This is a genomic window from Psychrobacter sp. 1U2, from assembly GCF_051847575.1.
In genome coordinates, this window is the sequence record NZ_JBPYDC010000007.1 from 1 (window position 1) to 23,443 (window position 23,443).

21 protein-coding genes are annotated in these 23,443 nt (G+C 41.7%); 9 read left to right on the forward strand and 12 right to left on the reverse strand.

The window, feature by feature from the left end; all coding sequences use genetic code 11:
• Positions 1 to 186 precede the first annotated feature (186 nt).
• The gene (gene hemW / locus ACS8FD_RS05040) at positions 187 to 1,572 is read left to right on the forward strand and encodes a radical SAM family heme chaperone HemW (protein WP_439274742.1); all 1,386 of its coding nucleotides are present in this window, start codon (positions 187 to 189) and stop codon (positions 1,570 to 1,572) included.
• 91 nt (positions 1,573 to 1,663) lie between these two features.
• On the opposite strand, the gene ACS8FD_RS05045 is transcribed toward hemW, so the two are convergent.
• Positions 1,664 to 1,804, reverse strand: a complete 141-nt coding sequence (locus tag ACS8FD_RS05045; protein ID WP_201558651.1) for an entericidin A/B family lipoprotein — start codon at positions 1,802 to 1,804, stop codon at positions 1,664 to 1,666.
• Between the two features lie 427 nt (positions 1,805 to 2,231).
• Here ACS8FD_RS05045 and ACS8FD_RS05050 point away from each other — a divergent pair, with 427 nt between their 5' ends.
• The gene (locus tag ACS8FD_RS05050) at positions 2,232 to 2,825 is read left to right on the forward strand and encodes a tRNA (cytidine(34)-2'-O)-methyltransferase (RefSeq protein WP_439274743.1); all 594 of its coding nucleotides are present in this window, start codon (positions 2,232 to 2,234) and stop codon (positions 2,823 to 2,825) included.
• 50 nt (positions 2,826 to 2,875) lie between these two features.
• On the opposite strand, the gene ACS8FD_RS05055 is transcribed toward ACS8FD_RS05050, so the two are convergent.
• The 4 genes from ACS8FD_RS05055 to tusD form a co-directional block, all read right to left on the reverse strand.
• Positions 2,876 to 3,217, reverse strand: coding sequence for a TusE/DsrC/DsvC family sulfur relay protein (locus tag ACS8FD_RS05055; RefSeq protein WP_439274744.1), 342 nt, complete (start codon positions 3,215 to 3,217; stop codon positions 2,876 to 2,878).
• Positions 3,214 to 3,543, reverse strand: a complete 330-nt coding sequence (locus ACS8FD_RS05060) for a hypothetical protein (protein ID WP_439274745.1) — start codon at positions 3,541 to 3,543, stop codon at positions 3,214 to 3,216. The genes ACS8FD_RS05055 and ACS8FD_RS05060 overlap by 4 nt, the downstream gene beginning before the upstream one ends.
• Positions 3,544 to 3,647: 104 nt before the next feature.
• On the reverse strand, positions 3,648 to 3,971 hold the full coding sequence (locus tag ACS8FD_RS05065) for a hypothetical protein (RefSeq protein WP_439274746.1): 324 nt from the start codon (positions 3,969 to 3,971) through the stop codon (positions 3,648 to 3,650).
• Between the two features lie 9 nt (positions 3,972 to 3,980).
• Entirely contained in the window at positions 3,981 to 4,382 is a 402-nt protein-coding gene (gene tusD, locus ACS8FD_RS05070; protein ID WP_439274747.1) for a sulfurtransferase complex subunit TusD, read from the reverse strand.
• A 600-nt stretch (positions 4,383 to 4,982) separates the two neighbouring features.
• Between tusD and glnE the strand changes: the two genes are divergently transcribed.
• From glnE to murB, 6 genes are all read left to right on the forward strand, one after another.
• Positions 4,983 to 7,862: a bifunctional [glutamate--ammonia ligase]-adenylyl-L-tyrosine phosphorylase/[glutamate--ammonia-ligase] adenylyltransferase gene (gene glnE / locus ACS8FD_RS05075; protein ID WP_439274748.1), complete on the forward strand. Its 2,880-nt coding sequence runs from the start codon at positions 4,983 to 4,985 to the stop codon at positions 7,860 to 7,862.
• 198 nt (positions 7,863 to 8,060) lie between these two features.
• Positions 8,061 to 8,990 (forward strand): branched-chain amino acid transaminase, encoded by a 930-nt coding sequence (locus ACS8FD_RS05080; protein WP_439274749.1) that lies wholly within the window; start codon positions 8,061 to 8,063, stop codon positions 8,988 to 8,990.
• A gap of 106 nt (positions 8,991 to 9,096) precedes the next feature.
• The gene (locus ACS8FD_RS05085; RefSeq protein WP_439274750.1) at positions 9,097 to 9,933 is read left to right on the forward strand and encodes a glycosyl transferase; all 837 of its coding nucleotides are present in this window, start codon (positions 9,097 to 9,099) and stop codon (positions 9,931 to 9,933) included.
• 72 nt (positions 9,934 to 10,005) lie between these two features.
• A complete protein-coding gene (locus ACS8FD_RS05090; protein WP_439274751.1) occupies positions 10,006 to 11,103 on the forward strand; it encodes a glycosyltransferase in 1,098 nt (365 codons plus the stop codon).
• Positions 11,104 to 11,190: 87 nt separating this feature from the next.
• On the forward strand, positions 11,191 to 12,465 hold the full coding sequence (locus tag ACS8FD_RS05095; RefSeq protein WP_439274752.1) for a UDP-N-acetylglucosamine 1-carboxyvinyltransferase: 1,275 nt from the start codon (positions 11,191 to 11,193) through the stop codon (positions 12,463 to 12,465).
• Positions 12,466 to 12,471: 6 nt separating this feature from the next.
• Positions 12,472 to 13,416 (forward strand): UDP-N-acetylmuramate dehydrogenase, encoded by a 945-nt coding sequence (murB, locus tag ACS8FD_RS05100; RefSeq protein ID WP_439274753.1) that lies wholly within the window; start codon positions 12,472 to 12,474, stop codon positions 13,414 to 13,416.
• A 75-nt stretch (positions 13,417 to 13,491) separates the two neighbouring features.
• Here murB and ACS8FD_RS05105 read toward each other — a convergent pair whose 3' ends face one another.
• From ACS8FD_RS05105 to aspS, 7 genes are all read right to left on the reverse strand, one after another.
• A complete protein-coding gene (locus ACS8FD_RS05105) occupies positions 13,492 to 14,715 on the reverse strand; it encodes a glycosyltransferase family protein (protein ID WP_439274754.1) in 1,224 nt (407 codons plus the stop codon).
• 63 nt (positions 14,716 to 14,778) lie between these two features.
• Complete coding sequence (locus tag ACS8FD_RS05110; RefSeq protein ID WP_439274755.1) at positions 14,779 to 15,789, reverse strand: NAD-dependent epimerase; 1,011 nt, start codon at positions 15,787 to 15,789, stop codon at positions 14,779 to 14,781.
• Entirely contained in the window at positions 15,789 to 16,955 is a 1,167-nt protein-coding gene (locus ACS8FD_RS05115) for a nucleotide sugar dehydrogenase (RefSeq protein ID WP_102077169.1), read from the reverse strand. Before ACS8FD_RS05115 ends, ACS8FD_RS05110 begins: the two co-directional genes overlap by 1 nt.
• A gap of 56 nt (positions 16,956 to 17,011) precedes the next feature.
• Complete coding sequence (locus tag ACS8FD_RS05120) at positions 17,012 to 18,010, reverse strand: Stealth CR1 domain-containing protein (RefSeq protein WP_439274756.1); 999 nt, start codon at positions 18,008 to 18,010, stop codon at positions 17,012 to 17,014.
• Positions 18,011 to 18,026: 16 nt separating this feature from the next.
• Positions 18,027 to 18,827, reverse strand: a complete 801-nt coding sequence (locus tag ACS8FD_RS05125; protein ID WP_439274757.1) for a glycosyltransferase — start codon at positions 18,825 to 18,827, stop codon at positions 18,027 to 18,029.
• 50 nt (positions 18,828 to 18,877) lie between these two features.
• Positions 18,878 to 19,837 (reverse strand): lysophospholipid acyltransferase family protein, encoded by a 960-nt coding sequence (locus ACS8FD_RS05130; protein WP_439274758.1) that lies wholly within the window; start codon positions 19,835 to 19,837, stop codon positions 18,878 to 18,880.
• A gap of 40 nt (positions 19,838 to 19,877) precedes the next feature.
• On the reverse strand, positions 19,878 to 21,737 hold the full coding sequence (gene aspS / locus ACS8FD_RS05135) for an aspartate--tRNA ligase (protein WP_439274759.1): 1,860 nt from the start codon (positions 21,735 to 21,737) through the stop codon (positions 19,878 to 19,880).
• 446 nt (positions 21,738 to 22,183) lie between these two features.
• Between aspS and sohB the strand changes: the two genes are divergently transcribed.
• Entirely contained in the window at positions 22,184 to 23,164 is a 981-nt protein-coding gene (sohB, locus tag ACS8FD_RS05140) for a protease SohB (RefSeq protein ID WP_439274760.1), read from the forward strand.
• Positions 23,165 to 23,443: the final 279 nt, after the last annotated feature.

Consider the following 23,443-nt stretch of genomic DNA (forward strand, 5'->3'; position numbering starts at 1 on the left):
GTGGTTTGATTATTATCGTCAGGCTGCGTAACTAAAATCTCCCAAGTTTAGTTCTACGGGATTGACAGCAAGGGTCATTAGTAGGCTTATTTATTAAGGGTTTTGTTATCAACCCCCTTTTCTTTGACCATTAGAGTAGTTATCCTAACGACATTTATATCCGCAACTATAACCCTAAGTCTAACTATGCCAGCATTTGAAATGGATACTTTTTTGACCGATAAATTACAGAGATTACAGACGGCTAATAGCACTAAAAAGAATAGTGTCGAAGTCACGACTATTCCGCTGGCTCTCTACATTCATATTCCTTGGTGTGTAAAAAAATGCCCTTATTGTGATTTTAACTCGCATGAGTTGCCAGTAGCTAGTCCGCTATCGATGTCTGAGACCTATGATGATTATGTCGATGCACTGCTCGCCGATGGGTTATTGCAGCAGCCTTTAGCCCAAGGGCGCAAGCTTAGCTCCATTTTTATCGGTGGCGGTACACCTTCACTATTGCCTATTCCTCAGTATCAACGTTTATTTGAGGGTTTACGTCATTATTTTGATTTTGCCGATGACATCGAAATCACCATGGAAGCCAATCCAGGGACGCTCGAGCACGCACCGTTCGCTGAATATCTAGCGGTAGGTATTAACCGCTTGTCGATAGGTGTACAAAGCTTCAATGCCGAAAAACTGAACACTCTTGGTCGCATTCATGATCCGCAGCAAGCCGTCACGGCTATTAAGGCGGCGCGCGAAGCGGGATTCAGGCGGCTCAATGTCGATCTGATGCATGGGCTGCCGCAGCAGAGCTTAGTTGAGGCGCTCCATGATATTCAGCTGGCGCATGATACGGGCGCTACTCATATCTCCTGGTATCAGCTAACCATCGAGCCTAATACAGTGTTTTATCGTGATCAGCCCATTTTACCAGATGAGGATAATTTAGCCGATATTGAGGAAGCGGGAACCGCGTTATTACAAAGTCTGGGCTACAGCAATTATGAAGTGTCCGCTTGGGCAGGCAGACTTGATACGCCTTGTCGTCATAACCTCAACTATTGGCAGTTTGGCGACTATCTAGCGATTGGGGCAGGGGCGCATGGTAAGGTCAGTATTGATTTGCACACAGATGAGGATAATATCCAAAAAAAGATGAGCGCTTTTTTATCGTCAATAGATAACTCCTCACTAGAGCTGGAGGAGAATTTGACTCCCATCTATCGCTACAGCAAATCACGCTTGCCCAAGGATTATTTAAACTATAAAAACAAGTTAAATGACAATATTTCCAATAACAACCAGAATAATACTGTAGCTACGCCTGCACCGAAAATGGTCGGTTGGAGCGCTATTGCTAGCGATGAATTAGTGAGCGAATTTATGCTAAATGCTTTAAGGCTACATGATGGGGTAACGTGGCAATTATTTGAGGCGCGTACAGGAATGCGCTATGAGGATGTCGCTGATGCGGTAGAAGGGTTAGTAGTCAAAGGCTTGTTAAGTGAGTCGACTGAAAAACTGCAGACGACGGCATTGGGTCAACGCTATCTTAATCAAATATTGCGAGCGTTTTTATAGCGTTTAATACCTAAAAATAAAGCGGCAGGTACAAAAAAAGACTTATCAAATAAATGATAAGCCTTTTTAATATAAAATCTACTTATTAAACTTAGATTTTATTTTGAACGTCTTGTGCGCCGTCAGTTACAGCGTTGCCTGCGCTTTCAACGTCTTGGCCAAGACCTTTAAAAGTGTTGCAACCAGTTAGTACAAACATAGCTGTCAAAGATGCGATAACTAATTTTTTCATAGTAATTTCCTCAAAATAGTTTGGTTTTTAGATAATATGAATGGTTGTAAACACTTAAATGCTATAACCACGGTGCTTTAAAATCACCTATCAAGATCAGACAAAACAGTGAATAAACTTCGTTTAAAAGCAAATTCGTTTAAAAGTAGCTTTAACAATAAGAGACTTTAAAGGTAAGTCTCTTTGAGAAGCTCTATCTATCGTCTTGTCATCCGATAGAGCCATCATAATAAAAGTTAAAATATATGCAAAGTATCAAAGTGTAATTATTAGCCATAATCTGTAACTTCTGATTACGATGACGTTAAATAGGCTTACATCGCTAATAGCTATACACGTCTGTTGTTGACTAACTATGTATAGCCTTTTTATGCAGTATTCAAACTAACCTTTCAACTATTCAATTATTCTCTCTGATGGAATTTCTATGACTATTCATATTGTGCTCGTCGCCCCAAAGATGCCGAGCAATACCGGTAATATCATTCGGTTATGTGCTAATAGCGGCGCAAAGCTGCATTTAGTTGAGCCTTTAGGGTTTGAGCTTGAAGATAAGAAACTACGCCGTGCGGGTCTTGATTATCACGAATATGCTCATCTGCAAGTGCATGCGGATTGGGCGGCTGCCAAAAAGGCGTTAACGACGGCAGATTGTCATATTATCACTGCATTGACGACTAAGCTCAGTCATACGCTTTATGAGTATAATTTCGGTAGGGTAGAGAGTAGCCAGAGACAAGATAACTCAAAAGAGGAGAGTTTGAAGGCAACTCGTGCAAAGACACCTAATATCGCCTTAGTCTTTGGCTCTGAAACTTCAGGGTTAGCGGATGATATACGAGAAGATATCGGCGCAGATAACTGGCTGCGACTACCGATGCTGCCAGACTCGCGAAGCTTGAATCTAGCCAATAGTGTGGCGATATGTCTGTATGAAGTATGGCGTCAGCAGGGTTTTTACGGCGATACCGGTCGCAGTACTGGCTATGAAACCTTAAGCGTTTACGACCCCAAGGAATAACAACTATTGATTATATTAAGACATCATGAGTCAGCTCTTATAATCAGCTTTTACAAACAGTTTGGCGGTTTTGGCAGTCCGGCTAAGCGGTTGACATGACGAGCCACTAGGCCAGTATTAAATATCTGTTGCAACTTTTGATTGCTAATGTCATGTTCAGGCAGACTCTTCTGTAGCCATTTAATCAAAGGGCGAGTAGCCGGCGCGTGATTAAATCTATCAAAAAACGCGCGTACTTGTTGCAATATTTGCAAGTGCTCAGCGTTTAAGGTGACGTCTAAAGTGTCGGCGAGCTGTTGGGCGACATCTGGCGTCCAAAGGGTGTGATCGCAAAGATGACCGTCTTGGTCTAACGAAATACTGGCAATTGAGGAGCTATTAGTCTGGGTCATAGGGCAATGGTCACCACTTTATCGAACTGACGATCTTGCGTTAGCTTTACCCAGTCAGCATCGTTCAATACCTTGTCAACCTTAGTTTGAAGAGTGAGCTTGGTTGCCGTATTATCTCCAAGTTGCGAGATATCATCTGCTAAAGCGTAAAGGTTAGCGATACCTTCTATCTGATTTTCTGTCAAGTAAGCGCTTAGCCAATCGATAAAAGCGACAGTAGTCCCTAATAATATAAGGCTGTCTCCGCTGCGCCAAGTGAGGGCGAGCTGATCGATACTGCGTCTAAGATTGTCCATCGTGCTATGTAATTGGTATAAAGTAGCCATAAAAAAAGGATCCGAAAATAGAGTGTTATCAGTTGGCTTAATGAAAGTATTTAAACTCAAAGTATCTAGACGTTTTTTAATAAAGATAAAACCTTATAAGTACTTTAAAAGCTCAATACTTGCTGAAAGTCATCAGGGTCAACCACCTCAGGCACTAAGGTTAATTGACTGGCTAAGTCATTGGGCAGCATACCTGTCAGCCAGCCACTAAACACATCATCTGGCAACCAAGCCGGCGGTATATCATATAATTCAAGCGATTGGATCATGCCATGCAAGCGTGCTTTGGGCTGCATCAATAAGCCAAATACTGGCGCATCCAAATATAGCTGCACCTCATGGCCAAAAGTCGCTAAGGTCAAAGCCAGAGCGCAGCCTTCATAGCTTGCCATCTCAGTCGCTGTACGTAGTTGAATCAATAATTTCATGGTTAATCCTTAAAACGCTATCAGACGATTATCATCTTGCAGCATTATAGCCAGCTCACTTAGGCCTACGAGCGTAAAACCGTCAGCTAAATTATCACCGGTTAGCTGATGACGAGCGCTGTTCTCACTATCAGTGATACCGCGGCTTAGCGCTGTACTGACGCAAACGGGCAAAGCTATATCATGCTTTCGGGCAAGATCTTGCCATTGTTGAGTTAAATTTATCTGATCCGCTGATTGCCAACGCAAGCGATTCGCCAAATGAGCGGCATCGGCATAACAAAACAGCTGCAAGGACAGCTCATTATTCTCATCAGCCTTATCAAGTAAAACTTTTGCGTAACGCAGGGCTAAATGAGCTAGCGGATGGCTAGGATCTTTGGTAATCAGTAGGGTGGTATTGGTAGTCATAAGTTAAGTATCACAAAGTTTTGCAGATTATAAAATAAGGGTATAAAAATAGTGCTGGCTTGTAGCCAGAGTATCCTTGTCGCGCTGTATAGCTTGAATTTTGAAAAGACTATAAGAATTATAAATATGAATTATGACTCTAAATCAGCCACTTTGACCATTTGTTTACCGATATTATCTCCCTCGAACAGGCCGATAAAGGCGGACGGAATATTTTCAAAGCCTTCAACAAGATTTTCTTTATACTTTAATTGACCGCTATTATACCATTCGCTGATTTGTTTTTTGGCGACATCAAACTCATCGCTAAATTATGAGGCCTTTTTAATAATATGATGCTTTGTTAATAAACAGGAGGCTTTAGTGTTTTTTTGATTTGTTTTCAGACGTAACCTTAGCTTTATGAGCCTTTATAACAAGCTTGTTTATGCTACCATAAAGCCGACAGATTCGAAGAGCGCTAGCGTTTTTTGTGGTAAATTTATGCTACAACGCGTGCTTTATTACTAGCTGTTTATTATTTTATATTGCATATTTTGGTTTTGAATCCACCATTACTTATGTTACTGGGGAAACATTTTACTAGGAAAAACAGATACTATGCTATCCGCGTCATCAGAGATCTCCTCCACCACACCGAGCGTGGCAAGCTATCAGCCGACATCTGAGCAGCTGCAAGTCTTGCAAACCGCGAGTGAGTTTGCTTATCAGGTGTGGGAGAGTAGGACGATATCCTGTCAAACCTTTCTGCGTAGCTATCCTTTAGAGCAAACCTTAACGCGTCAACAAATCGACGATCTTATTCAAGATTATACCTTAGATGAGAATTATCAAACTGCCGATGAGCCCAAAGTCATGAGCGGTCTGCGTCATCTGCGTATGCTGCTGATGATGCGTTGGATCTGGCAAGATGCGCTGAGTATTATCTCGCTTGAACAGCTCACCGATGAGCTCTCTGAGTTTGCTGATGGCTGTATCTTATTTGCTAAAGCGTACACCTATGAGCAGTTAGTTGTTAAATATGGCAAACCTACCTTTGTCAATGAACAAGGTGAGCTAAAAACGGACGACATGGCTATTATGGCTATGGGAAAGTTAGGCGCTCATGAGCTTAATTTGTCGAGTGATATCGACCTTATATTTGTGCATCAAGCTCGCGGCATGACCGATGGCGATAAATCTAAGGGCACGCGCAGTATCGATAACAAGCGCTTTATGACGCGCTTAGGACAAGGGATTATCAAGCTGCTGGATAATAATACCGCTGATGGTTTTGTCTTTCGGGTAGACATGCGTCTGCGCCCTTGGGGTGATGGTAGTGATCTAGCGATTCATTTATCTGCACTTCAAAAATACTTTGCCCAGCATGGCCGCGCTTGGGAGCGTTTTGCTTGGCTCAAAGCGCGGGTAGTCGGGCAAGTATCACCAGCGTTTTATACGCAATTACAAGCCTTGATTAAGCCTTTTGTTTTTCGGTACTATGTGGATTATAGTGCCTTCTCAGCGCTGCGTGAAATGAAATCTTTGATTCAAAATCAAGTGGCGCAGCGTGAGGATTTAGATAACATTAAGCTCGGTGCTGGCGGCATCCGTGATATTGAGTTTATCGTACAAGCCTTTCAGCTGATCTATGGTGGTCGCCATCCACAGCTACAAGTCAAATCTTGCTTGCAGGCGATGCAAGCTCTATGTGAGCTTGAATACCTAGAGCCGGCAACCTATGAGTCACTGCAAGCGGCCTATCGGTTTTTACGGCGGCTTGAGCATGGTCTGCAAGCGATTAATGATCAGCAAACGCAGCGCTTGCCTCATGACGAGCATTGGCAACACAACCTCGCTATCACTTTAGGATTTGCAGATTGGTCAGCGCTACTAACGACGCTGAACGCCCATCGAGAAACCGTCAATGCTCCTTTTGAGCGGATGGTGACCGAACGGCAAATGCCGACTCAAGACGATAGCCTACCGCAGCCGACCAACCTTGATGAACAACTCTCGCAGCTCGATACTATACTAAGCGAAGAAAACCGCGTGCGACTGCAAGCGTTTTGGGATTCCAAAATGATAGCGAATTTAAGCGATGAGGCGCGCGAGCGGCTAGATGATGCTTATCCTGTTATCATTCACGCTTTGCTAGCCCATCAAGAACAGCAGCAATTAGCGAATAGTGCCTTACCGAGATTAATAACTTTACTTGAGGCTATTAGTCGACGCTCCATTTATTTAGTGATGATCGCTGAAAACCCAAATGCTACTGTTGAGCTGATACCGATGTTATCGGCTAGCCCTTGGATAGCAGGTGAGCTGGCGCGCTATCCTGTGCTGTTAGATACTTTTTTGCAGCAGCGCTATCGCCATCTGCCCGATAAGCTTGAGCTGCGAGATATCTTGCGTCAGCGCCTGCTTCGCGTCGAGCCGAGTGATGAAGAGGAGCTGCTTAGTGTTCTTAGACTATTCAAAAAAAACCAAGTACTAGCGGTGGCGGCCAGCGACGTCTTGGCCGAAAGACCGATTATGAAAGTCTCAGACTCGCTGACTTATATTGCAGAGGTGGTATTAGAAGCGGCACTTGAGCGCGCTTTTGCTGAGCTGGTTAAGCGCTATGGTTATCCAATCGCTCAAAATGGCGATCCGGTAACGGAGGCCGATTGCGGTTTTGCTATTATTGGCTATGGTAAGCTTGGCGGGCTTGAATTGTCTTATTCTTCTGATTTGGACTTGGTGTTCTTGCATAAGATAAAAGAGCAAGGCATGACGACCGGCGAGAAGTCAGTCAGCGGCATGAAATTTGCCGCAAGGCTTGCGCAAAAGCTTATGACCTATCTCAATACCCAAACCCGTGATGGGCGTGCTTATGAGATTGATATGCGCTTGCGTCCTTCGGGCAATGCGGGCATGATGATCGTTTCTTGTCATGCGTTTGAAACCTATCAGCGCGACAAAGCTTGGGCATGGGAGCATCAAGCGCTAGTGCGTGCGCGTGCTATCTGCGGGGATAAGCGCGTGACCGCGCGGTTTGTTGAGATACGCCGCGAAGTGTTATCGCTGCCGCGTACCCTTGATGAAGTGCGCTTGGAGGTGACGCGAATGCGCCTAAAAATGCAGCGTCATCTTGGGACGAGTCGTCAAAAAAAGAAAGCCGGTAAATTTGATCTAAAGCAGGACGCAGGCGGCATTGTTGATATTGAGTTTTTAGCTCAGTTTGCTGTGCTGGCCTATGCGCATGACTACCCAAGCTTGACTAAATGGAGCGACAATGTGCGTATCTTTGAGGAGATGGCGAAGCTTGGCATTTGGGAGCACTCCGTCTGTCAGGACTTGACAGACGCCTATTTACGCATCCGCGCCTCCACTCATCAATTAGCGCTTGCTGAACAGTCTTTGCTAGTGGATGAATCTTTATGGCTTGAAACAAGAGCGCTCGTACAAGACCAGTGGCAGCGCTTGATGGGAGTCACTGAAAACGAAGATAACTCATAACCATAAGTACAGACTACAAGCAGTAGCGTTACAAAGGCTGTATGGGGCTATAATGTCCCATAAACAAAAGCTATCGGCTGCTAAAATAAAAAGTTTTATTCGCCAAGGCTGCCGGTGATATAATCAGCTCAATTTGTACTTAAAACACTTACTTCTACAAAAAAAGTTAGACGTTAGCGCTAGCATAAGGACTATAAAATGAATATGGCAACACAAGACGGTAAGCTTTGGATGAATGGCACAATAATTGAACAACCAGATGCCAACGTTCATGTGCTTACCCATAGCTTGCACTATGGCATGGCTGTGTTTGAAGGCGTACGCGCTTATCAAACAGCTGACAACCGCACCGCTATTTTTCGCCTAAAGGAACACACCGAACGTCTACTTGGTTCAGCGAAAATCTTTCAAATGGATGTGCCTTTTGATGCGACCACGCTAGAGCAAGCACATAAAGATGTGGTCAAGCAAAATAACTTAGCAGAAGCTTATATTCGTCCGCTTATTTGGGTAGGTGCAGAAAAGCTTGGCCTGTCTTCACGTGACAATAGCATTAATGCCATGGTTGCTGCTTGGCACTGGGGCGCATATCTTGGTGAAGAGGGTATCAAAAACGGTATCCGCGTAAAAACCTCTTCATTCACGCATCATCTACCAAATGTCACTATGTGTAAGGCCAAAGCTTCGAGCAATTATCCTGTCTCTATCATGGCCAACCAAGAAGTTACCCGTAACGGTTATGACGAAGCCATCCTAATGGACCCACAAGGTTATGTCTGCCAAGGCGCTGGCGAGAACTTGTTTTTAGTTAAAGACGGTGTGTTGCACACGCCAGACTTGGCAGGCGGAGCACTAGATGGTATTACTCGTCGTACTATTTTCCAGTTCGCAGCTGATCTAGGTATCAAAGTCGTTGAACGCCGTATCACTCGTGATGAGTTCTACTTAGCAGACGAGATCTTTATGACAGGCACCGCTGCTGAAGTGACACCTATCCGCGAATACGATGATCGTGTCATTGGTAATGGTGGCCGAGGACCCTTGACCGAAAAACTACAGACGCTATATTTTGATGTGGTTCATGGTCGTAATGAGAAGTATATGGACTGGTTAAGCTTTATTGACTAATAAAGTCGTTAGTTTAAAGACCAAAAAGGCTGAACATAATTGTTCAGTCTTTTTTTTATGCTAATATAGCCATCATATTTATTCTTAAGATTAAAGTGAGCAGTCCATGCCAATAGATTCTAGTACAGCACATAATAAAAATATCAAACAAATTATTTGTATTAAATGGGGTACAAAGTACGGGGCTGATTACGCCAATAAATTGTATGGCATGGTATCTCGCAATATTACGCCACCGTTTCGTTTCGTCTGTTTTACCGATGATACCACCGATGTACGTCCAGAAATCGAATGTCAAGAATTGCCACCATTAGATGTCACCATGCCAACCAACACACTTGGCAAGTGGCCAAAATCACGTTTGTGGGGTGAGACATTAGGTGATTTGACAGGGACAGTATTATTTGTAGATTTGGATGTGATTATAGTAGATAGCCTCGATCCTTTCTTTGAATACGGCGAGCCGGACGATGTTATTTTGTCTTATAACCCAAGTAACCCGCTAGAGCGCCTAGGGCAAACATCTTGCTTTAGATTCAAGATAGGTTCGCTTGTCTCACTACAAGAAAAATTCAAAGCTGATCCACAAGGTATCGCTGATGAGTATCGTTTTGAGCAGCGTTTTGTGACTCGTAATGCGCCAGGCGGTGTCAAGCTGTTTCCAAAGGCATGGGTTGCGCACTTTAGACGCAAATGTCGTCAACCGTTCCCACTTAACTACATCAAAGAGCCAAAGATTCCTAAAGGTGCTCGAATTGTTATTTTCCCTGGCGACTTATATCCGACACATGCGATCGAAGGTAGATATAATAAAAATGCTGCTAACAATGCCAAAGATCACTTAAAAAGATTAACTGAGCCCAAAAATCTAAAAAGACCGCTACGTCACTTGCGTCATTTTATCTTGCCAGTAGGGTGGGTTGAGAAATATTGGAGGGAATAAGTCATAAGGTTTAAATGTTACTAAATTTTCAATGTTCTAACAAAAATGATATTAGTCGGTAAGCCATAGTTTATGTCTCAAATTGCTAAGAAAGTAGTATTAGTTATTAATTGTTTGCAAGGTGGTGGCGCAGAGCGTTCAGTTCTTACTTTAGGTCAGGGGTTTTATGAATTGGGTTATGAAGTTCATATATTAAGATTCAAACCGCTTGTAGAATATGATCTCAATCCTAATTTGAACTATCATATGATCAGATTCAAACCATATAAGCTAATACTGAATAGTCAACTTCGTTATCAGTTATTTGCAGCTAAGGTAGATAAATATATATTAAGTGAAATAGGAAAACCAAATATTATCTTATCTAATCTATATGCATCAGATAGAATCATGACTCATAGTAAATTACCTAATCTAATGTACGTTATTAGAAATACAGTTTCTAATAAGTTTGAACTAACGAATAACACTAATACTAATAAAAAAGTAAAAGAGCTTCGCCGAATTTATGAGAGCAGACCTTGTATTTGTGTTTCAAGAGGGGTGGAAGCTGATTTGCAGGCAAGCTTAGGTTCTTGTATCACTAGTAATACAATTTACAATGCGTTTGACAAAGAGCTGATTCGACAACTGGCTAATGAATCAATTGAAAGCCAGTACGATAAGATTACGCCAAGACAATATATTCTTCATGTAGGTAGTTTTAAAACAGAAAAAGCACATGACGTGTTGCTAAAAGCTTATGCTAAATCGACTATGGCCTATCCTTTAGTGTTATTGGGTAAAGGCAAAATGCTTGAGCAAACCAAAAAGCTGGCTCAAGACTTAGGTATTTCGCAGAAAGTTCTATTTCTAGGTTTTAATAAAAATCCTTACCCTTATATGAAGCATGCTAGAGGGTTTGTTTTATCTTCAAGATCCGAAGGTTTTGTTAGGGTTATACCTGAGGCATTAGCATTGAATGTACCCGTGGTAAGCACCAACTGTAAGTCAGGTCCAAGTGAAATGTTACCGACTAATAGCCTTGTGCCTGTAGATGATGTTGATGCTTTAGCGAGAAAAATGACCTTATTGATGGCAAAGCCTGAAAGTTTTCTGTTTGATTTTGATGAACAGTTTTTACCGAAGAACATTGCTCAAAAATATATTGATTATTTAACTTCTTCGTGAGTTTACCTTATATTAGTTATTGAAAGTTTTGAAAAATATAGACGGAATTACTGTTAGGTAATTAACAGTCAAATAATTAAAAATAATATGGATTTATTAATGGTTAACAATGTTTTGACAGTTGCAAAAAGCAGATTAGAGGGTGAAGTTGCGTTAGCAGGTGCTAAAAACTCAGCATTACGTTTGTTGGCGGCTAGCATATTATCTGAAAATAGCATTATCTTAGAAAACTATCCTTCCCAATTATTAGATGCGCAAGTACATGTAGATATGCTGCATGCTTTAGGTAAACAAACTGAGCTTGTAAATGATGACATCATTATTATTAAAGAAAATACCAGTATAAGAACAGATTTAATATGGGATGGTCGCTCTATCAGAAACACATTATTGATACTAGGAGCGTTAGTGTCTCGTTTTGGAGAAGCCAAAGTCCCACTGCCAGGCGGTTGTAAGCTGGGCGAACGTAAATATGATTTGCATGTTATGTTGTTAGAGAAACTAGGAGCAACGATATGGGAAGAGGGTGACTATCTATGTGCAGAAGCGAGAAGTGGTTTAGTAGGAAGTGATATACATTTACCACTGCGTTCAACGGGAGCTACTGAGAACGCTATCATAGCTGGATCGTTAGCTCGTGGTACTACACGTATTTGGAATCCACATATACGTCCAGAAATAATTGACTTGATAACAATGCTCAATGGTATGGGCGCTCGTATTAAAGTATTTGGGCAAGAACATATCGAAATATCTGGCGTCGAGCGGTTAAATGGTATTAGGCATAGAGTGATAGCTGATAATATGGAAGCCATTACATGGCTGGCAGCAGCAGTTATCACTAAAGGTGATATAGAGATTCATGACTTTCCTTATAATGATTTAGAGGTTGTTCTTAGTCATCTAAAAGCTGGTGGAGCAAAGCTTTACCAAGGTGAAAGATCACTTATTGTACGCGGTGGTTGTTGCTATCCACTTGAATTAAGTACTGGGCCTCACCCAGGTATAAATTCAGACGTACAGCCCATTCTAGCGGCTTGGGCTGCACAAGCTCAAGGTGAGTCGCGTATAGTAGACTTGCGTTTCCCTGGACGTTATGGATACGCAAAAGAAATGGCTCGTATGGGAGTTGACTATAAAATCTCTGGTGACATGCTAAAAATTATAGGTAAAGGTGGTGGTTTGTTAGGAGCCGAAGTGAAGGCTCTGGATCTAAGAGCTGGTATTGCCTTGACGCTATGTGGTTTAGCTGCTGAAGGAGAAACCGTTATTACTGATGCATGGCAAATCGGACGTGGATATGTTGATCTTATACCTAAATTAAAGTCTCTTGGTGCAAACTGTGGTGGTAGTATCGGATAAATACAAATGAATACCTTATATCAGAAAAAAATTAATGAGATATTCCCTGAAATCATAGAGTTCGAAGTGTCTTTGTCTAAACTTAGCCAATGGAAGGTAGGTGGAAAGGCAGACATTATTATTCGGCCAAGAAGTAAAAACGAATTAATCAAAGTTCGACAATGGTTATATTTGAATGGTATAAAGTCTCTCATAATAGGTAGTACTACAAATTTACTATTCTCTGATGAGGATATACACATAGTTATTATACAAATAGGAACTAATTTTTCAAAAGTAGCAGTGGATGGCTTAGATATTGTTGCTGATCCTGGCATATGGGTGCCTAGTCTGGCTAGGCTGGCTATGCAAAAAAATCTATCAGGCATCGAACATACGTGCGGCATACCTGGGACACTTGGCGGCCTTGTTGTCATGAATGGTGGCAGTCAAAGAAAAGGTATTGGTAGTGTAGTTACCTATGTAGAAACTATCGACAACCAAGGCAATATAAAACGTTATGATAACTCACAATGCAATTTTTCCTATCGCCAGTCAATTTTCCAGAATATAGATGAAGTGGTCGTTGAAGTTGGATTAAAGCTCAACAATGGCCGTGCTAAATGTGATATTCGCCAAGATATGTTAGACATTCTTCATTCACGTCGAAAAAAATTTCCTAGAAAACAACCAAACTGCGGCTCAGTATTTGTTAGCAACCCTGATATGTATGAAGACTATGGACCACCAGGAAAAATTATTGAAGAGTTAGGGTTAAAGGGCATGAATCAGGGTGGTGCACAAATATCAGAACAGCATGCCAACTTTATCGTAAATAACGGCAGTGCTCAATCTGAAGATATTTTGTACTTAATCAATACTGTCAAAGAGACTGTATACAAAGAAACAGGTTATAAAATGGTCGTTGAAGCAAGGTTCGTAACTTCTAATGGAGAAATTACTAGCATCTAGTTCTACAAATAGTAATGACACTCAGTTCAAGTGAAGCGCGTTAGTAGATTATACATTTAGAACTAACAATATTTGTTAACTTAACATTCCTTTAAGTCTATGTCTAAAAGACTTTGTTCTGTGCTTGAAATGTAGCTTCATATTGTGAAGCCGTAACATGAAAGAGTTCCATCTGGAGATTCCTGGATTGTTTTGATTGCTGTGATATATATCAAGTACTTTTCTAGCTCCTACATCTACATTAAAATCTGAGTTGAAGATATCATAACCGAATGTGCTCAGTTTATGTCTATAGGTGCTGTCTGTTATTAAATCCAAAACATAGTTTGGATCACAGTATTCGCTTAATTGCTCAGGCACTATGGTTCTTTCTGAGAAATTATCCTGCATGGCATAAGCCGCGGTCTTTTCATTAAACAAACATGGACAATCAAAATTAGAAACAGGAAATAGTAGAATTTTACCAGCAGATAGGGCTTCCATAGCACCGCGACCAGTACCAACTGCCGCATCACAAGACCATAATAGTTCAGATGCTTGTGATGTATAGTCGCTATCAGAATAGATAGATAATGATACATTTAGCTGTTCTGCATAACCCCTTAGTCTTTGCGTAACCTCTACTGACTCTTCATAACCAATAAAGCTTAGATGTACAGGAAGGTCCTTACTTTGAATGCGTGAACAAAATCTAATAGTGTCTGTTAAAGTTTTAAAATAATAACTGCCGATCCTACCTATTTTAAGAATGTTAAAAGCATGTTCATTGCGTATCTCATCAATTTGATATTGTCTGCTTTTATCATATATTGCAGGTTTTGCTCTATTAGGAATCAGGTAGATATTTGGGTAGTTATTTTTTTGCTTAGAAAAGTAGTCATAGTCTTTTTTATGAAAAACAATCAAAGATTGTATTTTAGGGTAAAAATTTTTTGGTACTCTTCCTCCACATTTTGTAAGTATGAAGGAGGTCTTTGTCATTTTTGCGATATGTGCGCCAATGTATGCAGATTTTGCATCGTAAGCATGAACAGTAGTGAGCTCAGATAAACACTCTAATTCTTCAAGCTTAGCAATAACGTTTTTCACGCCCTTTTGTTGCTTATGTAATTTAGTAGAAATAGAATGAACATTTTGCATACCTAATAATGCCGCTGGCAATGAGACGCTATCTCCCATTACAATGGTTACGACTTGTCTGTTTTTAGCTATAGTTTCAGCCATTTGTCTCAATGAGTAATAGTGCCCGCCACGTCCAGTATTAAAACCTGAGTAGTTTGAAATCAAAAATAAAACCATGTACTGCTCCTCAGTAGCGGGTACTCAAAATAATTGTAAAGCTTGTCTAAACTGATATGAATATTAGATATAATATCGTTGATACCAATCGACAAATTGTTTGATACCATCTTCTATACTAGTCTCCGGTTTAAAGCCAGTATCCTCTATCAATTCATCTATATCGGCGTAAGTAATCGGTACGTCGCCTGCTTGCATGGGCAGTAAATTTTCTTGCGCTTTTTTGCCACAAGCGTCTTCAATGGCAGTAATAAAACGGCGCAAAGTGACAGGCTGATTATTACCAATGTTGTAAATCTTATAGGGAGCAGTCGCTGTCGTAATAGTAGAGTACTGGGGAGAAGGGGCCTTATTAATTATACGAATAATGCCATTGACGATATCATCAATGTAGGTAAAGTCACGCTGCATATCACCATTATTAAATACATTAATTGGCTCACCAGCTAGAATTTTCTTTGTGAACGAAAAATATGCCATATCAGGTCGACCGTAAGGACCATAAACAGTGAAGAACCTTAACCCTGTCGTAGGGATATTATATAAATGGCTATAGCTATGTGCCATAAGCTCGTTCGATTTTTTGGTAGCGGCATATAGGCTGATAGGAAAATCAACACAATCAGCAGTGGTAAATGGCTGCTTTATATTCATACCATAAACAGAGCTAGAGCTTGCGTAGATTAAGTGCTTAATATCGTGGTGACGACAGCCTTCTAGAATATTAACAAAGCCAACCACATTTGAGTCGATATACGCGTTAGGGTTTTCGATAGAATAGCGCACACCTGCTTGGGCACCTAAATTAACAACTGTATCAAATTGATAGGTTGCAAAAAGCTCAGATATGGCTTCACGATCAGCCAGATCTAACTTAATAAATGTAAAAATTTCTGGATCTGATATCTCACCTAATATTCTCAAACGCGCTTCTTTTAGATCTGTATCATAATAGTCGTTGATATTGTCGATACCAACGATACAGTAATCCCTAGCAGATAGATCTGTTTCTAGTATCGCCTTGATTAAATGAAAACCAATAAAACCTGCCGCACCAGTGACCAGTATTTTCATTAGTCGCTCCCAAATAGATCTCGAGTAAACACTTTATCCGCTACGTCCTGTATATCAGTTGATAAACGATTAGCAACGATTACATCGCTCATCGCTTTAAACTCACTCAAATCTTTAATGACGCGCGAATTAAAAAATTCTTTTTCTTCTAGTACTGGCTCATAAACAACGACTTCTATACCTTTGGCTTTAATACGTTTCATAATGCCTTGAATAGCCGAGGCACGAAAATTATCAGACCCACTTTTCATAACCAATCGGTAAACACCAACGATTTTAGGGTTTCTTTGAATGATCTTATCCGCAATAAAATCTTTGCGCGTGCGATTAGAGTCTACAATTGCTCTTATTAAATTACTTGGCACCTCATCATAATTAGCCAATAGTTGTTTAGTATCTTTTGGTAGACAATAGCCGCCGTAGCCAAAGGAAGGGTTGTTATAGTGATCGCCGATACGTGGATCTAAGCCCACCCCTTCGATGATTTGCCTAGTAGATAAGCCAAAAGTCTGTGCATAAGTGTCAAGCTCATTAAAGTAGGCCACGCGCATCGCTAGATAAGTGTTAGAAAATAGTTTGATTGCCTCAGCTTCAGTGGGCTTAGTAAATAGTAATGGAACATCCTTTTTTTGCGCGCCTTCGATGAGTAGGTCTGCAAACTGCTGGGCACGTTTGGACTGCTCTCCGACTATGATTCTAGAAGGGAAAAGGTTGTCATGCAAAGCTTGGCCTTCTCTTAGAAATTCAGGAGAAAATATAATACGCTCAGTGCCATAGCGCGCTCTAATACTGAGCGTAAAGCCGACGGGTACGGTCGATTTAATAATGATGAGGGCGTTTTGATTAACGGTGAGTATCTGCTCAATTACAGTTTCGACGCTTGAGGTATTAAAATAGTTGGTTTTGGGGTCATAATCAGTAGGCGTTGCTATAATAATAAAATCAGCATCTTCATAGGCTTGCTTTGCATCAAGAGTTGCACTGAAATTTAGTTTTTTATTTGCCAAGAAGTGTTCGATATCTTTGTCTTCGATAGGGGATTGCTTATTATTTAGCAATTCTACCTTTTCAGCGACAATGTCGACAGCGATAACGTCATGATGCTGCGCTAGTAGCATAGCATTTGATAAGCCTACATAGCCGGTACCGACGACTGCTATTTTCATAAAGTATCCAAGGTCTCTAAGTTAAAGTTGATGCAATATATGGTTGCTCTAAGACGTTAGTTTGCACTCGTTAGTAGCGATGAGGGTAAATATGCCGAAAATTTATTTGTCATAGCGGCTGTAACCTTCTGATAAGAGTCAGAGTTAAGACGGTCTAAGCTTTGAATGCAGCCATACTTATAATCACTATTATCTAAGTTAGATAAAAAACTCTCAACGCTATCTTCGTTCTTCAAGTAATTAACCGCTATATCAGCTCGTAAATGGGCTTGGCTCTTCTGTATTTTGAGATGGTTCATCAGAGTAATAGGGTTCACCTGAGCAACATCTCTAAATTTATATTTTATTTGTGTCTCTAAAAGCTGTGGGTGCTGTAGCAGATAGTTTTTTAAGATCGTTTTATCAACAATATGAGGAAAATGATGAATCTCAAAAAACTGATCCATATCAAGCACTTTTGCACTGAGCATCTGCGCGATGGTATGTCTTGGCTGAATAGGCGTACCTAATAGTTTAGATTTAGCTTTACGAAAGTTAAGTTTGGCATTTAAAGCTGCCGTGTTGCGCCAATGACCGTGCAAGATAAGCTTATCTTTCTCTATAAAATCCTCTAGAGTTGCAGACTGGTTAAAGAAAAAATCATCGTTCATATAAATAAAATAATCAGACACATCCGCTATATTCCAAAGCATTGTTTCAATTGAGCGAGTATTGAACGTTGGCAAAAACTGCTCGTAACCCTCAAAAAGCTCTGTATGATCGATGATTTTTATCTTATCACCTGCACAAATTCCTTGCTTAGCGAACTCATCTATAAACTCAGGCTGCTGCCCGTCACTAACAATATAAATATGACGACAAAAAGGTACATACTTCAAAATAGAAGCAAGGTTGTAATAGATTTCATCATTACTGGCAAAGCGGGTTGAGCTAGTAGCGTCAGAGGCAGCGCTGGAGGTTTTTTGATAGCGCGCTCTTTTTGCTTTGAGCTGCGGATCATCACCGTCTACCCAAGCAATAACGACGTCTATTTGCCTTTTGTCCTCTGATCTCATGGTTTTCCTTATAAACTTATTGCCAATACTCTTTTAACCAAGGGCTAGGTTTGACATGACGATACCATTTGCCGCCGCCACCTTTTATAGCGTCTGGTGGATTGATTTCGCCATGAAAGATAACCATCTTCGCGCCATCAGGTAGCTTAGGTGCACGCACTAAATTAAACGGAATAGGGGCGATGCATTGATATTTAAAGCTCACGCACCAATCTTTGGGCCAGTACTCTAAGTGATGATGCTTACGCAAATAATCAGATAAATAAGCCTGCTCATGGCGTACCTGAGTGCGAATGATATCAAAGTTATGCTCAAAGTTTGCCAATAAGTTAGGGTAAGTACCCATGCCGATATTGAAACGATACACTGAGCTATTGCCAATCATCCGCCAAGGTTTTTTCCAGTCACGGATGATAACCACGCTATCTGGATGCTTAGCCTCATAAGTAAAAAAGCTATCGATATTATCGACAATGACGATGTCGATATCTAAAAACAGCGCCACGCCTTTTAGATCGTATAACTCAGGTTTAAAAGTTGTGAGCTTTTTCCAGCCGCGCTCTGGGCCAGCAGGTAGATCCAGCTCAGGTATTGGGTAGCACCTTACGGCAGGATCAATACCTGTACTGTTATCGGTGAGACATACCATCTGAAAGTCCAATGTCAGATGGCGACTAACCATATTGTATAGGCGGTTGACATACTCTGGCCCATATTTATCACCCCATTTCATACAAATGATATAGCGCGATTCAGCACCTTGGCGGTTATCTTGCGTTTGCGCGTTTGATGAATTTAGTATCCTGTCAGTTGCCATAATGCACTCATACTTATATCAATGAAATAGGGTTTTTAGAGTAGAAGTCATTACTCATTATCAAGGGGGTTATCGGTCTTAAAAGCGGATTTAGAAGCTGTAGCTCGATTGCTATGAATAAACTCTGCTAATGCGCTTGCATTAGCAGTATAAGGATTGCGTAAGATAGGGATATGTTTGAATCGGCGATAGCCCCACATGTAATGACTGCATTTATCTTCAATCATCTCTTGCATTGCAAGGTTCAGAGCATGAGTAGCGACTTTTGTATTGCGCTCATACAGCGCTGGATCATCGAGCTTATAGCAATGAATATCAAACCCGCGATTGTCATCACGGCGAATACAAGACAGACCAACTAGGGCGCACTGGGTTTTGCTAGCAAGCTTAGGGGCGAGGGTACTGGTCAAGGTTTCAACGCCAAAAAAAGGCACAACCACTCCACCTGACGGGTCAGGAACATGGTCGGGTAAGATAATACTAAAACCGCCTTGTTTAAGCGTTTTAAAGATAGCTTTGACACCGCTACTATCGGTAGGCACTAAAGTAGCGTTAAGGCGCGCACGACCTTTTAGGATAAAATTATCAGCGAGTTTGTCTTTGACCGGCTTATACATAATCGTTGGCGAGCCAAATTGATTGAGCCAAGCGTTCATTATCTCCCAGGTGCCAAGGTGAGGAACGATTGCAAGCATCCCGTTAGGATCGGCTAAGCCCTCTAGTAATATCTCTTTATTATGCACTTCACGTATCTGCTGAATACTCCATTCAGGCGGCATCGCCCAGCTCTTGATGGACTCAACACTGCTTAAACACTGATGACGGACGATATCTTTGATAACCACCTTTTGTTGGTTAACCGTTAAGGTAGGTTCGATAAGCGCCATATTAATCTTGATAGTACGAACGATACTCAAGTTCGGCAGGCGCATCATTATCCTAGCAGCAATACGTGCCAAAATCTGCAGGACAGATAAAGGCACGTATTTGAAAATCTGATACGGATTCATAATGAATCACCGCACATAGAGTAAGCCATCATTAGATGAATTACTGAGCAGGTTTAGTCGAATCTGCTTGAGCTTTTTCGCGCAGACGGATACCTAGATCACGTAGCTGCTTAGTATCGACTGGAGCAGGCGCTTGAGTTAATGGATCTTCAGCAGTTTTAGTTTTTGGGAAGGCGATTACGTCACGGATAGAACTGGCGCCGACCATCAGCATAATTAAGCGATCCAAACCAAAGGCGAGACCACCATGCGGCGGCGCACCAAATTTTAGCGCGTCAAGTAAGAAGCCAAATTTATCTTCCGCTTCTTGTTCGCCAATTCCTAGAGCTTCAAGTACGGCTTGCTGCATGTCATAGGTATTGATGCGTAGGCTACCACCGCCGATTTCTGTACCGTTTAGCACCATATCATAAGCAATAGAGAGCGCGTTAGCTGGATTGTCCTTGAGCTCTTGCACTGAGCCTTTAGGTTTAGTGAACGGATGATGCATAGACGTCCATTGACCGTCATCGGTCTCTTCAAACATCGGGAAGTCAGTGACCCAAAGCGGCGCCCACTCACAAGTGGTCATGTCCATATCTAGGCCAATTTTTTGACGTAGCGCGCCCATAGCATCATTAACGACACTGGCTTTGTCGGCACCAAAGAAGATAATGTCGCCATCTTCAGCTTGCGTGCGTTCAACTAAGCTGGCAAGAACGTCGTCAGTCATATTCTTGATAATAGGCGATTGTAGGCCAGACTCTTTATCCACACCATTGTTAATGTTGCTTGCGTCATTGACTTTGATATACGCCAGACCGCGCGCACCATAGATGCCAACAAACTTAGTATATTCATCGATTTGCTTACGGCTTAATGACGCACCATTCGGAATACGTAGCGCGGCTACGCGACCTTTTGGATCGTTAGCAGGACCGGCAAAGACTTTAAAATCAACCTCTTGCATCAGGTCGGCAACGTCTTGTAGCTTTAATGGAATACGCAGATCAGGCTTGTCTGATGCATAATCACGCATTGCCTCTGCATAAGTCATACGCGGGAAAGCTTCAAAATCAACATCTAGCATAGTTTTGAACACGTGCTTTATTAGACCTTCGTTGATGGCCATGATATCTTCTTCATTTAGAAAAGAGGTCTCAATATCAACTTGGGTAAATTCAGGCTGACGGTCAGCACGCAGATCCTCATCACGGAAGCACTTAGCAATCTGATAATAGCGATCAAAGCCTGAGACCATTAATAGCTGCTTAAAGAGCTGCGGCGACTGCGGTAATGCAAAGAAGTTACCCGGACGGGTACGTGACGGCACTAAGTAATCTCGCGCGCCCTCTGGCGTTGCACGTGTCAAGATAGGAGTCTCAACATCCAAGAAACCATGGTCATCTAAATAACGACGAATGGCTGATGTGGCTTTGGCACGGAATACCATACGCTCTTGCATCTCAGGACGGCGCATATCCAGATAGCGGTACTTGAGGCGTAAGTCCTCAGAGACGGTCATATTTTCGTCATTGAGCGGGAAAGGCGGGGTTTCAGATTTTGCTAAAACTTCAATCTCTTTGCCTAATAGCTCGACTTGACCGCTGGTCATATTCTTATTTTCAGTACCTTCGTAACGACGACGGACGCGGCCAGTTATTTTTAGCACATACTCAGGACGCACCGCATCAGCAGTAGCAAAGGCTTCAGGTGTATCAGGATCGACGACGACCTGTAAGATGCCAGCACGATCACGCATGTCCAAGAAGATCACTCCACCATGATCGCGGCGGCGATGTACCCAACCGACGATAGTGATGGTCTGCTCTAATAAATCTTCAGTCACAGCACCGCAGTATTCGTCGCGATAGCCACTGTGTACGGCGAGGTCTTTTTGCGTAATAGTACTAGGTTTCATAGTGCTGTCAGTCATAGTCAAGGTTATCCAGTTATGTGCCCGATTCAAAGAATAGCCGTTTAAAAATACCAGTTAGGCTCTCAAACGATATTTGATATTAAGATAGTCAATTGCAAAAAACAGCCATTCAGCGCTATAAAGACGGATAGTCTGCGCGTAGGCTGTATTAAATTTATTTTAAACGCATATTATGCCTAAAGTACGGGTGTTATACAACTGTGCTTGCTAATGAGAATAGGATATCTCAATAGCACAGATCAAAGAATAGAATACTTATCTGATACCAATCATTTAAAGCGATCAGGCTTTTGTAACTATTATATAGTGTTAATGCTTGAAAATAGAGCGCAGCGAGCGCATATCAGCTTCATCTTAAAATACTACCGCTATCACAACTAGAATGCTTCATCTAAAACCTCTGCAATTAACCCAAAGGAAGACTTGATATGCTATTTCACCCGCCAAAAAACCCTGTCGAGCTCAAAGTCATGCACTTGAATAAGACTCAGCAGCAGCGCCAAGAAGACTTGATGGAAGCGACTCAAGGCAAAGCTGCGCTCAAGCAGCTCAAAAAGAGCATGGCAAAAAAGGCCAAGCAAGCGCTAAAAGCTAAATCTAAAAGCAAGAATAAAAGTAAAAATAAGAGTCAGCAAGTATTTGTACTAGATTTTGATGGTGACATTAAAGCCTCTGCGGTCAAGCATTTGCGTGAAGAGATTAGCACCCTTATCAGTACCGCCAATGAAGGCGATGAGGTTATTATTCGCCTAGAGTCTGGTGGCGGCATGGTGCACAGTTATGGATTAGCTGCAGCGCAACTAGTGCGTCTCAAAGATGCTGGCCTTAAGCTCACCATCTGCGTCGATAAAATCGCCGCCAGTGGCGGTTATATGATGGCTTGTGTCGCTGATAAGATTATTGCAGCGCCTTTTGCGGTGATCGGTTCTATCGGTGTGGTCTCACAGCTACCAAACTTTCATAAACTACTGAAAAAAAATGATATCGATTTTGAGATGTTTACCGCCGGCGACTACAAACGTACCGTGACCGTATTCGGTGAAAACGACGAAGAAGATCGTGCTAAGTATCAGCAAGAGCTTGAACAAACTCATAATCTGTTTAAACACTTCGTCAATACCTATCGCTCTCAGCTTGACCTAACAAAAGTCGCTAATGGTGAGCACTGGTATGGCGAAGATGCGCTGAAGCTTAAGCTCGTTGATAAGCTGCAAACCTCAGATAGTTATGTGTTAGAGCTGATGAAAGATAACGAAGTTTATGCGCTACACTCGCGTCAAAAGCCTACGCTTGCTGAAAAGCTTGGCTTATCACAAGCGGCTGAAGCGACTATTGCGCTAGCAGTAGACAAACTACCTGACGCGCTAGCACGGTTGGATCTCAATAGCCGTCTAAATATGTTGAAGTAGTTTTTAGCTCATTTGAACAGTTTATACTTTTTTTATGAGCCTTCTCATAGGAGCTAATGCAGAGTTTGAGAAATCCTTATAAAAATTAGGTATATCCTATTTCACTGTTGATATTTTGTAAAAGGCGTGTCCTAAACAGTCGCGCCTTTTTTGCTGTTTAAAATTCGGAGCTATGTTATAAATAGAGGAAGTAACAAACAGTACACGTACGTACACCGTCAATATATTGGCCTTCAGAAGCTAATAGCTAACTACTCATACAAGTTAACCACGAAAAGG

Excerpts from the sequence above, each read along its gene's own strand:
- hemW (WP_439274742.1), top strand. The coding sequence starts at position 187 with ATGCCAGCATTTGAAATGGATACTTTTTTGACCGATAAATTACAGAGA.
- ACS8FD_RS05045 (WP_201558651.1), bottom strand. The coding sequence starts at position 1,804 with ATGAAAAAATTAGTTATCGCATCTTTGACAGCTATGTTTGTACTAACT.
- ACS8FD_RS05050 (WP_439274743.1), top strand. The coding sequence starts at position 2,232 with ATGACTATTCATATTGTGCTCGTCGCCCCAAAGATGCCGAGCAATACC.
- ACS8FD_RS05055 (WP_439274744.1), bottom strand. The coding sequence starts at position 3,217 with ATGACCCAGACTAATAGCTCCTCAATTGCCAGTATTTCGTTAGACCAA.
- ACS8FD_RS05060 (WP_439274745.1), bottom strand. The coding sequence starts at position 3,543 with ATGGCTACTTTATACCAATTACATAGCACGATGGACAATCTTAGACGC.
- ACS8FD_RS05065 (WP_439274746.1), bottom strand. The coding sequence starts at position 3,971 with ATGAAATTATTGATTCAACTACGTACAGCGACTGAGATGGCAAGCTAT.
- tusD (WP_439274747.1), bottom strand. The coding sequence starts at position 4,382 with ATGACTACCAATACCACCCTACTGATTACCAAAGATCCTAGCCATCCG.
- glnE (WP_439274748.1), top strand. The coding sequence starts at position 4,983 with ATGCTATCCGCGTCATCAGAGATCTCCTCCACCACACCGAGCGTGGCA.
- ACS8FD_RS05080 (WP_439274749.1), top strand. The coding sequence starts at position 8,061 with ATGAATATGGCAACACAAGACGGTAAGCTTTGGATGAATGGCACAATA.
- ACS8FD_RS05085 (WP_439274750.1), top strand. The coding sequence starts at position 9,097 with ATGCCAATAGATTCTAGTACAGCACATAATAAAAATATCAAACAAATT.
- ACS8FD_RS05090 (WP_439274751.1), top strand. The coding sequence starts at position 10,006 with ATGTCTCAAATTGCTAAGAAAGTAGTATTAGTTATTAATTGTTTGCAA.
- ACS8FD_RS05095 (WP_439274752.1), top strand. The coding sequence starts at position 11,191 with ATGGATTTATTAATGGTTAACAATGTTTTGACAGTTGCAAAAAGCAGA.
- murB (WP_439274753.1), top strand. The coding sequence starts at position 12,472 with ATGAATACCTTATATCAGAAAAAAATTAATGAGATATTCCCTGAAATC.
- ACS8FD_RS05105 (WP_439274754.1), bottom strand. The coding sequence starts at position 14,715 with ATGGTTTTATTTTTGATTTCAAACTACTCAGGTTTTAATACTGGACGT.
- ACS8FD_RS05110 (WP_439274755.1), bottom strand. The coding sequence starts at position 15,789 with ATGAAAATACTGGTCACTGGTGCGGCAGGTTTTATTGGTTTTCATTTA.
- ACS8FD_RS05115 (WP_102077169.1), bottom strand. The coding sequence starts at position 16,955 with ATGAAAATAGCAGTCGTCGGTACCGGCTATGTAGGCTTATCAAATGCT.
- ACS8FD_RS05120 (WP_439274756.1), bottom strand. The coding sequence starts at position 18,010 with ATGAGATCAGAGGACAAAAGGCAAATAGACGTCGTTATTGCTTGGGTA.
- ACS8FD_RS05125 (WP_439274757.1), bottom strand. The coding sequence starts at position 18,827 with ATGGCAACTGACAGGATACTAAATTCATCAAACGCGCAAACGCAAGAT.
- ACS8FD_RS05130 (WP_439274758.1), bottom strand. The coding sequence starts at position 19,837 with ATGAATCCGTATCAGATTTTCAAATACGTGCCTTTATCTGTCCTGCAG.
- aspS (WP_439274759.1), bottom strand. The coding sequence starts at position 21,737 with ATGAAACCTAGTACTATTACGCAAAAAGACCTCGCCGTACACAGTGGC.
- sohB (WP_439274760.1), top strand. The coding sequence starts at position 22,184 with ATGCTATTTCACCCGCCAAAAAACCCTGTCGAGCTCAAAGTCATGCAC.